Source organism: Streptomyces sp. URMC 124 (genome assembly GCF_051386455.1).
Lineage (GTDB): Bacteria > Actinomycetota > Actinomycetes > Streptomycetales > Streptomycetaceae > Streptomyces.
Genome location: NZ_JBPQTS010000238.1, coordinates 1 through 7,202 on the forward strand (window position 1 = coordinate 1; position 7,202 = coordinate 7,202).

Consider the following 7,202-nt stretch of genomic DNA (forward strand, 5'->3'; position numbering starts at 1 on the left):
CCCCCCCCCCCCCCCCCCCCCCCGCCCTTGTGCACCGCCGGGATAATCGAGTCACCGCCCAAGTCACCGCCGCACCCGCACCGCAGCACCCACCGCACCACCCCGCACTACCGCGCACCACCCCGCTGAGGAGCCTCTCCCATGGCCACACCCGTCGTGCACTCGCTGCGCGAGCAGATCCGCGAGCACATCCTCGAAGGGATCGTCGGCGGGCGCTGGCAGCCGGGCGAGCGGATCGTCGAGCGGCGGATCGCCGCCGAGCTCGCGGTGAGCCAAACGCCGGTGCGCGAGGCCCTGCGCGAGCTGGAGTCGCTGCGGCTGATCGAGTCCTCGCCCAACAAGGGCGTGCGGGTGCGCGAGCTGACCGCCACGGACCTCAAGGAGAGCTATCCGGTGCGGGCGGGCCTGGAGCAGGTGGCCGCGGAGCTGGCCGCACCCGCGCTGGCCGAGGACGTCTCGGCGCTGGAGCCGGAGGTGGCCGCGCTGTACGAGGCGGACCGGGCGGGCGACGGCGAGGCGCAGGTGCGGCACACGGTCGCCTTCCACCGGGAGATCGTCAAGGCCGCGGGCAACGCCGTCCTGCTGCACACCTGGGAGTCGCTGGGGATCGAGGTGTGGACGACGCTGTCGATCCGCTGGCTCAGCCCGGAGCCGCGCGCCCACGCCGAGGACCACGCCGAGATCGTGGCGGCGTTCCGGCGGCGCGACCCGGCGATCGGCGAGCTGCTGAAGACGCACGTGCTGAGCTGCGCGCCGAGGATCTGAGGTCTCGGTTGGGGCTCAGGGATTGATCGATCATCGATCAGAGGCGTACAGTCTCGTCCGAGCCGTCCCGCGCGCCCTGTCCTGTGTCGCGGTACGGCTCAGAAGTGACGACAGGAGCCCGTGCGTCTTCCTGCCCTGGCTGCGCACCGGCTCCTGTCGCCACTCCCCCTGCTGTGCGATCCCTCTAGTCTTTGGGCCATGCGCGCCGCACGGCTGATCAAACTGGTCCTGCTGCTCCAGTCCCGGCCGTCCATGACGGGCGCCGAGCTGGCCCGGCAGCTGGAAGTCTCCGAGCGCACGATCGCCCGAGACGTCCTCGCGCTGTCCGAAGCGGGCGTTCCCGTCTACGCCGACCGCGGCCGCACGGGCGGCTACCGCCTCGTCGGCGGCTACCGCACGCGCCTGACCGGCCTCGGCCGCACCGAGGCGGAGGCGCTGTTCCTCTCCGGAGTCCCCTCCGCGCTGCGCGAGATGGGCCTGGCCGACGCGGCCTCCGCCGCCCGCCTCAAGGTCTCCGCTGCCCTCCTGCCCGAGCTGCGCGACGCCTCCGCCTCCGCGTCCCAGCGCTTCCACCTCGACGCACCCGGCTGGTGGCGCGAGGGCGACCCGCCTCCCCTGCTGCCCGCCGTCGCGGACGCCGTCTGGGACGACCGCCCGGTCACGGCCCGCTACCGGCGGCGGGACACCGAGGTCGAGCGCGGCCTGGAACCGTACGGGCTCGTGCTCAAGGGCGGCGTCTGGTACCTGGCGGCGCGGGCGGCGGGCGGCTTCCGCGTCTACCGGGTGGACCGCTTCACGGCCGTGGCCGCCGGGGCGGACCGCTTCGAGCGGGACGAGACGTTCGACCTGCCGGGCTTCTGGGAGGAGCGGGCGGCGGAGTTCGCCCGCTCGATCCTCCGCGACCGGGTCGGGCTGCGCCTCACCCCCGAAGGGGCGCGGCGCCTGCCCCACGTGACGGACCGCATGGCGGCGGAGGAGGCGCTGCGGGCCGCGGACGCCCCGGACGACCACGGCCGGGTGAGCGTCACCCTGCGCGTGGAGTCCCTGGAGGTCGCCTACGAGCAGGTGCTGGGCCTGGGCCCCGAGGCGGAGGTCCTGAAGCCGCAGGCCCTGCGGGACCGCTTCGCGGAGGCGGCCGCCCGCAGTGCGGACCTCTACCGGTAGTCGGCCTCCTGCGGGTTCTCTCCCGCCTCCATGGCCGTGATGTAGCCCCAGGCGTCCGGCCGCGTGCCGTCGGTGTCGGTGAAGCCGTAGACGCGGGCCAGCTGCCCGCTGGACAGCGACTGCCCGTTCCAGCGCGAGACGCCGGGGTCGCCGGCGAGCGCGGCCACCGCGCGCCCGACGTAGGCCGGGCTCTCCGAGATGCAGAAGTGCGGGTCGTCCCGCAGGGCGTCGCGCCAGGTCTCCTCGGTCACCTTCTTGTACGTGTCCAGCATCGCCTCCGACCGCAGGTAGCCGGGCGTGAGGCAGACCGCGGTGCACCCGAGGTCCCGCAGCTCCTCGGCAAGCCCCATGGCCATGCGGATCGGCGCGGACTTGGCGAGGTCGAAGGCGAGGTGGCCGCGGTAGTTCGCGTTGTACTCGGCCGTCCCGTCCGTCACCTCGACCGCCAGCCCGCCGGGCCGCCGCGTCAGCAGCGGCAGCGCGAAGCGGCTGGTGATCACGTGGGAGTCGATGCCGAGCCGCAGGATGCGCAGGTCCGCGTCCAGGTCGTGCTCCCACATCTTCCTGGTGAAGGCGTCGGGGAAGCCGACGAGGTGGTCGCCTCCCCACAGGCCGTTGACGAGCACGTCCAGCCGCCCGTGGTCCCCCTCGATCCGGGCCACGAGCGCCTCCACCTGCGCCGGGTCCAGGTGGTCCGTGGGGACGGCGATGCCCGTGCCCCCGGCCGCGGTCACCAGTTCGGCCGTCTCCTCGATGGTCTCCGGCCGCCCGATCTCGCTGCGGTGCTCGCGGGTGGTGCGCCCGGTGGCGTAGACGACCGCACCGGCCCGGCCGAGCTCGACCGCCATGCCGCGGCCCGCGCCGCGGGTGGCCCCCGCCACGAGCGCGACCTTGCCCGCGAGCGGCCGGCCGGCCTGCGCCCGCGTCTGCACCCGGGCCGTCGTCGGCGTACTCATGTCCTCGGGTCTCCTCTCCTCGGTTCGGCCGTGACTCTGCCACCGATACACGACACCTCCTGTCCTGTATCGCACGTCACACCGCCTCCGGGGGCGCGCCCCGGTAACGAGACGGCCGCATCCGCCCCGCTCCGCGTGCGGGGGCCGGTGCTTGGCCCGATGCTGGTGGCGTGGACGAGACGGAGTTCTGGGAACTGATCGACACCACGCGCGAGGCCGCCGAGGGCGACGCCCAGGAGCAGGCGGACCTGCTGATCGAGCGGCTGATGCAGCTCGACCCCGAGCGCGTGGTGGACTTCGCCCGGCACTTCGAGTCCCGCTACAACCGCGCCTACCTGTGGGATCTGTGGGGCGCGGCGGCGATCATGCTGAACGGCGCGAGCGACGACGTCTTCGACTACTTCCGGTGCTGGCTGATCGGCCAGGGCCGGGAGGTGTTCGAGGGGGCGATGCACGACCCGGACCGGCTCGCCGACCTCCTGGAGGACTTCGACGAGGAGGTCGACGGGGACGGCGAGGACCTGGGGTACGCAGCCGACGAGGCGTACGAGCAGCTCACCGGGGCCGAGACCCCGGACCTGGGGCTGCCCGACCAGCCGGCCGAGCCGCTCGGCACGCCCGTCGACCCGGAGGACGAGGCGGCGCTCGCCGAGCGGTTTCCCGCGCTGTGGGAGCGCTTCCGGGAGTAGGGCCTCAGGGAGTGAGATTTCAGGGAGTGAGGTGTGAGGGGGTCAGGTGTGAGGGAGTGAGGGAGCGCCCCATCAGCACGTCGTCGACGTAGGCGCCCTCCAGGAAGAACTCCCCCGGCAGCACGCCCTCCTCGGTGAAGCCCTCCGAGGCGTAGAGGGCCCGGGCGGGCGCGTTGTGCCCGAGCACCCGCAGCGTGAGCCGTACCGCCCCCTGCCGGCGGGCCTCCTCGCACGCCGCGCGCAGCAGCGCCCGGGCCACGCCGCGCCCGCGGAAGGCGTCGTCCACCACCAGTCCCTGGATCTGGCGCACGTGGGCGTTGCAGGCGAGCGGCGTGGGCGCCACCAGCCGTATGTATCCCGCGAGCCGGCCGCCGGCCTCGGCCACCAGGATGTGCTCCGGCCGGTTGCGCTCGCCGAAGAAGGGCGGGTACGGACGCTCGGGCCGCGGCATCACCGCGTGCAGGGGCGACCACGTGCGCCCGTCGAGCTCGGCGAGCTCGGTGTCGTCGGCCTCGGTGGCCGTACGGATGATCGGATTCACCATGGGGTCACTGTGCCAGGAGCGCCCCACGACTCCTCTGCCATTTTTTCGGGACGCGGGGGCAGGATGGGGCGTATGCGGATCGCGATCACCGGTTCCACCGGGCTCATCGGCACGGCGCTCGTGCGCTCCCTGCGGGCGGACGGCCACGAGGTGGTGCGCCTCGTGCGGCGCGAAGCCCGCGGGCGGGGCGAGGTCTCCTGGGACCCCCTGCGGCAGACCGTCGACACCTCCGGCCTCGTCGGCTGCACCGGCGTGGTGCATTTGGCGGGCGCGGGCGTCGGCGACCACCGCTGGACGGCCTCGTACAAGAAGGAGATCCGGGACAGCCGCGTCCTCGGCACCGCCGCGATCGCCGAGGCCGTCGCCTCCCTCGACACCCCGCCGCGCGTGCTCGTCAGCGGCAGTGCGATCGGCATCTACGGCGACACCGGAGACCGGCTCGCCGACGAGAGCACCCCGCCCGGGCACGGCTTCCTCGCCGACGTCTGCCAGGAGTGGGAGGAGGCGGCCGGAGCCGCCGCCGAGGCGGGCGTGCGGACGGTCTTCGCGCGCACCGGCCTGGTCGTGGCCGGGGAGGGCGGGGCGTGGGCGAAGCTCTTCCCCCTCTTCCGGGCGGGCCTCGGAGGCCGGCTCGGCAACGGGCGGCAGTACTGGAGCTTCATCGCCCTGCAGGACCACGTCGCCGCGCTCCGCCACCTCCTGGAGGCCGGCGACGTGGCCGGGCCGGTCAACCTCACCGCTCCCCATCCGGTCACCAACCGTCAGGTGACCGAGGTGATGGGGCGCGTGCTGAGGCGCCCTGCGCTGTTCCCCGCGCCCGCCCCGCTGCTGCGGCTGGCCCTGGGCGAGATGGCCTCGGACGTGCTGGGCAGTCAGCGGGTCGTGCCCCGGCGGCTGCTGGACTCCGGGTTCTCCTTCACCCACCCGGACATCGAGAGCGCCGTACGAGCGGCGCTGGCGGACACACGCTGACCGCGGACCGCGCACGCGGCCGCCGGCCGTGCTACCCACCGTGCGACCGTGCCCTGTCCGTGCGCGACTGTTATTGACCGAATTTCTCTCTACGGTCAAGTCAAATCGCGCATCGCCACGGCCCGTTGAGGGCATCAGGGCACCGAGCGAGCGGACCGAACCCGGGAGGGCACGTGCTCAGCAGCGCACGCGACACCGCTATCGACGCCGACGTCGTCATCGTGGGAGCCGGCCTCGCCGGGCTCTCGGCGGCGCACCGGCTCACGGCCGCAGGGGTTACGGTCGCCGTCCTGGAGGCCGCCCCCCACGTCGGCGGGCGGATGGCCACCGACCGCACCGACGGCTTCCGGCTGGACCGCACGGCCCAGCTGCTCAACACCTCCTTCCCGGAGCTCCTGCGCACCCCCGGCCTCGACGCGCTCCTCCTCAAGCCGTTCACCCCGGGAGTCCTGGTCCACGCCGACGGGCGCAACCAGCGCACGGCCGAACCCCGCACGGCCAAGCGCGCGTTCACCACGGCCCGCGCCCTCGCGACCGCGGCCCGCGGGTCCCGGGCCGGCGGCCTGGACCAGGCCCGGCTGGGCACCGCGCTCGGCCGCCTCGCCGCCCTGCCCGCCCACCGCGTCCTCGCCCGCCCCGACCGGCCCACCGCCGAGACCCTCGCGGGCCGCGGCCTGCCCGCCCGCACCGCCGAGGTCTTCCTGCGGCCCCTGCTGGCGTCCCTGCTGTGCGATCCGGACCTGACCACGTCCAGCCGCTGCGCCGACCTCGTCCTGCGGGGCTACGCGCGCGGCCGCCTCTGTCTGCCGGCCGGCGGGGCCGACACCGTGCCGGTGCTGCTGGCCGACCTGCTGCCGCCCGGCACGGTGCGCACGGGTGTCCACGCCAAGGCCGCCTGCACGACCTCCGTGACCACCGCCGAGCACGGCGTGCTGCGGTGCCGCTCGGTCGTCGTGGCCACCGGGGCGCGCGCCGCCGCCGAACTCCTCCCCGGCCTGCGGCTGCCCGGCTTCCACCCGGTGACCGTGCTCCACCACACCGCGGACGAGCCTCCGCTGCGGGAGGCCTCGCTCATCATCGCCGCGGGCCGCCACGGGCCCGTCGCCCACACCATGGTGACCAGCGAGGTCGACCCCTCGCGGGCACCCGCCGGCCGACCCCTGATCACCTCCACGGTGCTGGGCGCGGCCGCGGGCCTGCCCCTCGCCGAGCTCGACCGGGCCGCGCGCGCCCAGCTCTCCCGCGTCTACGGCGCCCCGGCCGCCGACTGGCAGCTCCTCGCGGCCCACCACGACCCGGAGGCCGTTCCGGCCATGCCGGCCCCCCATGACGTGCGCCGCCCGGTGCGGCTGCTGTCGGGCCTGTACGTCTGCGGTGACCACCGCGACACCAGCACGGTCCAGGGCGCCCTCTTCTCGGGCCGCAGGGCCGCGCTGGCGGTCCTGCGGGACCTGGGCATCCGGGCCCCCCAGGACACGGAAGAACTCCAGGCGGCGTAACACCCTCCGGCCGGGGCCCGGCCCCGCACGGCTCGCACGGCACCGCCGGTCACCTCCGGCGGGGGTTACGCGCCGTGGCGGCGGAAGCTCTTGCCTGCGGCAGAGAGCACCACCTACCGCAGGCAAGCCGGGCTTCTTAGCCCCTGAAGCCAAGAAGCCCGGCTTCTCGTTCCCGCCGCAACGGCGCCAAGCCGAAACGGCCGACCCCGGCGGTGCCGAACGGAAAGCCTCTGAAGCCAAGAAGCCCGGCTCCTTGTCCCCGCCGCAACGGCGCCAAGCCGAAACGGCGGAGCCCGGCGGTGCCGAACGGAAAGCCCCTGAAGCCAAGAAGCCCGGCTCCTTGCTCCCGCCGCAACGGCGCCAGCCGAAACGGCGGAGCCCGGCGGTGCCGAACGGAAAGCCCCTGAAGCCAAGAAGCCCGGCTCCTTGTCCCCGCCGCAACGGCGCCAGCCGAAACAGCGCAGCCCGGCGGTGCCGAACGGAAAGCCCCTGAAGCCAAGAAGCCCGGCTTCTTGTTTCCGCCGCAACGGCGCCAAGCCGAGACGGCGCAGCCCGGCGGTGCCGGACGAACCCGCCGGACGCTGCCTCGCCGCAGGCGAAGAACCCCCCGCCG

At 74.5% G+C, this 7,202-nt stretch carries 7 protein-coding genes; 5 read left to right on the plus strand and 2 right to left on the minus strand.

Annotated elements, in window-relative coordinates; translation table 11 throughout:
* Positions 1-141 precede the first annotated feature (141 nt).
* Together ACSNOG_RS31010 and ACSNOG_RS31015 are read left to right on the plus strand one after the other, a co-directional pair.
* Positions 142-765, plus strand: coding sequence for a GntR family transcriptional regulator (locus tag ACSNOG_RS31010; protein ID WP_436756031.1), 624 nt, complete (start codon positions 142-144; stop codon positions 763-765).
* A 198-nt stretch (positions 766-963) separates the two neighbouring features.
* Positions 964-1,929: a helix-turn-helix transcriptional regulator gene (locus ACSNOG_RS31015; RefSeq protein WP_436756032.1), complete on the plus strand. Its 966-nt coding sequence runs from the start codon at positions 964-966 to the stop codon at positions 1,927-1,929.
* Here ACSNOG_RS31015 and ACSNOG_RS31020 read toward each other — a convergent pair.
* Positions 1,920-2,885 carry an SDR family oxidoreductase gene (locus ACSNOG_RS31020; protein WP_436756033.1) on the minus strand — a complete coding sequence of 322 codons (966 nt, stop codon included), beginning with the start codon at positions 2,883-2,885 and terminating at the stop codon, positions 1,920-1,922. The two genes, ACSNOG_RS31015 and ACSNOG_RS31020, sit on opposite strands and share 10 nt — an antisense overlap.
* A 170-nt stretch (positions 2,886-3,055) precedes the next feature.
* Between ACSNOG_RS31020 and ACSNOG_RS31025 the strand changes: the two genes are divergently transcribed.
* The gene (locus ACSNOG_RS31025) at positions 3,056-3,574 is read left to right on the plus strand and encodes a DUF4240 domain-containing protein (protein WP_436756034.1); all 519 of its coding nucleotides are present in this window, start codon (positions 3,056-3,058) and stop codon (positions 3,572-3,574) included.
* A 19-nt stretch (positions 3,575-3,593) separates the two neighbouring features.
* On the opposite strand, the gene ACSNOG_RS31030 is transcribed toward ACSNOG_RS31025, so the two are convergent.
* Positions 3,594-4,118, minus strand: coding sequence for an N-acetyltransferase family protein (locus ACSNOG_RS31030; RefSeq protein WP_436756035.1), 525 nt, complete (start codon positions 4,116-4,118; stop codon positions 3,594-3,596).
* 63 nt (positions 4,119-4,181) lie between these two features.
* Here ACSNOG_RS31030 and ACSNOG_RS31035 point away from each other — a divergent pair, with 63 nt between their 5' ends.
* On the plus strand, positions 4,182-5,090 hold the full coding sequence (locus ACSNOG_RS31035; RefSeq protein WP_436756036.1) for a TIGR01777 family oxidoreductase: 909 nt from the start codon (positions 4,182-4,184) through the stop codon (positions 5,088-5,090).
* A gap of 173 nt (positions 5,091-5,263) precedes the next feature.
* On the plus strand, positions 5,264-6,589 hold the full coding sequence (locus ACSNOG_RS31040; RefSeq protein ID WP_436756037.1) for an NAD(P)/FAD-dependent oxidoreductase: 1,326 nt from the start codon (positions 5,264-5,266) through the stop codon (positions 6,587-6,589).
* Positions 6,590-7,202 lie beyond the last annotated feature (613 nt).

What these genes read in the sequence shown, in the direction of transcription:
- ACSNOG_RS31010 (WP_436756031.1), top strand. Translation starts at nt 142, where the DNA reads ATGGCCACACCCGTCGTGCACTCGCTGCGCGAGCAGATCCGCGAGCAC.
- ACSNOG_RS31035 (WP_436756036.1), top strand. Translation starts at nt 4,182, where the DNA reads ATGGGGCGTATGCGGATCGCGATCACCGGTTCCACCGGGCTCATCGGC.
- ACSNOG_RS31020 (WP_436756033.1), bottom strand. Translation starts at nt 2,885, where the DNA reads ATGAGTACGCCGACGACGGCCCGGGTGCAGACGCGGGCGCAGGCCGGC.
- ACSNOG_RS31015 (WP_436756032.1), top strand. Translation starts at nt 964, where the DNA reads ATGCGCGCCGCACGGCTGATCAAACTGGTCCTGCTGCTCCAGTCCCGG.
- ACSNOG_RS31030 (WP_436756035.1), bottom strand. Translation starts at nt 4,118, where the DNA reads ATGGTGAATCCGATCATCCGTACGGCCACCGAGGCCGACGACACCGAG.